This window comes from Sphingomonas sp. PP-CE-1A-559, from assembly GCF_004340965.1.
Lineage (GTDB): Bacteria > Pseudomonadota > Alphaproteobacteria > Sphingomonadales > Sphingomonadaceae > Sphingomonas.
In genome coordinates this window covers 1-1672 of the sequence record NZ_SLYA01000030.1, presented here as the reverse complement: position 1 = coordinate 1672, position 1672 = coordinate 1, and the positions used below count along the sequence as shown (strand labels likewise).

At 63.9% G+C, this 1672-nt stretch carries 1 protein-coding gene; it reads left to right on the top strand.

All coding sequences use genetic code 11. From position 1 onward, the window contains the following. Positions 1-63: 63 nt before the first annotated feature. The gene (locus C8J42_RS19915) at positions 64-1503 is read left to right on the top strand and encodes an IS1182 family transposase (protein ID WP_133021540.1); all 1440 of its coding nucleotides are present in this window, start codon (positions 64-66) and stop codon (positions 1501-1503) included. The last annotated feature ends 169 nt before the right edge of the window (positions 1504-1672 follow it).

Below are 1672 nucleotides of genomic sequence, written 5' to 3'. Positions count from 1 at the left end.
CAGACTGTGTGAGAACCCGGCCTGAGGATTCCCGTAGATCGCGTCGCGTGGTATGTTTGTGGCATGGCGCATCTGTCTGGAACGGACCGCTCGCAGCTCTTGCTGCTGCCCGAAGCGGTTGATGATTATGTCGGACCGGATAATCCGGTCAGGTTCATCGAGGCCTTTGTTGACGGGATCGAGCTTGGCGCGGCCGGGTTCGTCCGTGTACAGCCCAAGGCAACGGGTCGCCCGGGCTACGATCCGGCAGATCTGCTCAAGCTGTACATCTACGGCTACCTGAACCGGATCCGGTCGAGCCGGCGCCTGGAAGCCGAGACGCACCGCAATGTCGAGGTTATCTGGCTGCTCCGGCACCTAAAGCCGGATTTCAAAACCATCGCTGACTTCCGCCGCGACAACCGTGCCGCCTTCAAGACGGTGTTCCGTGAGTTCGTAGTGCTGTGTCGTCAGCTCGATCTGTTCGGGCGCGAGCTCGTGGCGGTCGACGGCACGCGCATCAAGGCGGTCAACAACAAGACCCGGAACTTCACCCGGCCGTCGCTCGCCAAAGCTATCCAGGACGCGGACGAGAGGCTCGCCGGCTACATGAAACGGCTCGACGAGGGCGATGCCGACGAAGACCGCACGCCGGGCGGCGGTTCCGGCAATGGCGATGGCAAACTGGCCGAGAAGATTGCCGCCATTCAGGGCAAGCGCGATCGTCACAAGGAGATGCTCGCCGAACTGGATCGCACCGGCGCCGACCAGATCTCGCTGACAGATCCGGACGCCCGCGCGATGGCGCGCATGACCAAAGTGGGGGTCGGCTACAACATCCAGCTCGCCGTCGACGTGAAGCACAAGCTGATCGCCGAGCAGGCGGTGAGCAACCAGGTCCTCGACCTCGGCCTGCTCGCGCAAACCGCGATAGCGGCAATGGAAGCGCTTGGCGTCGAGCGGATCGAGGCCGTCGCCGACCGGGGCTACTTTAAGATCGAGGATATCGAGGCCTGCGAGGCAGCCGGGGTTACGGCTTATGTGCCCAAGCCAATCCGCGGTCCCGCCGTGCGCGAGGGCTTCTTCGGCAAGGACGTGTTCCGCTACGAGCCTGCCCGGGACGTCTTCGTTTGCCCGGCTGGGGCCGCGCTCTCGCCGCGCTACCGGGGCAAGTCGCGCGACAATGTGAAGGTCGACTATGCCAACCGCGATGCCTGCAAGGCGTGCACGCTGAGATCGCGCTGTACTCGGTCATTCCGCCGCGTCTCGCGCCTGGAGAACGAGGCCGTTCTCGACCGCATGGCGACGCGGTTGGCGGCCAGGCCCGAGATGCTGGACCACCGGCGAAACAGCGTCGAGCACCCCTTCGGCACCATCAAACAGTGGATGGGTCAGGGCGCGTTCCTGATGCGCCGGCTCGAGAACGTTCGCGGCGAGTTCAGCCTGACCGCGCTCGCCTATAATATCAGACGGGCCATCACTCTGGTCGGTGTCCCGGGCCTGATCGCCGCGGTAAGGACGTAAAACCGGCCTTCTCGCGCCACGAACGCCAGACCGGACCTCCAACCGCCGTCTCTCGCCGCCTCAAGGTCATTAACGGCCACCTTCGGGCCATTTGGTTCTCGAACCGCTCGAGACTGGAAATCGCTGACACCGACCGCGCTGTTCACGACTTTCCACACAGTCTGTTTGA

Bases quoted from the DNA above. Each gene is read 5' to 3' on its own strand.
- C8J42_RS19915 (WP_133021540.1), top strand. From the start codon at position 64: ATGGCGCATCTGTCTGGAACGGACCGCTCGCAGCTCTTGCTGCTGCCC.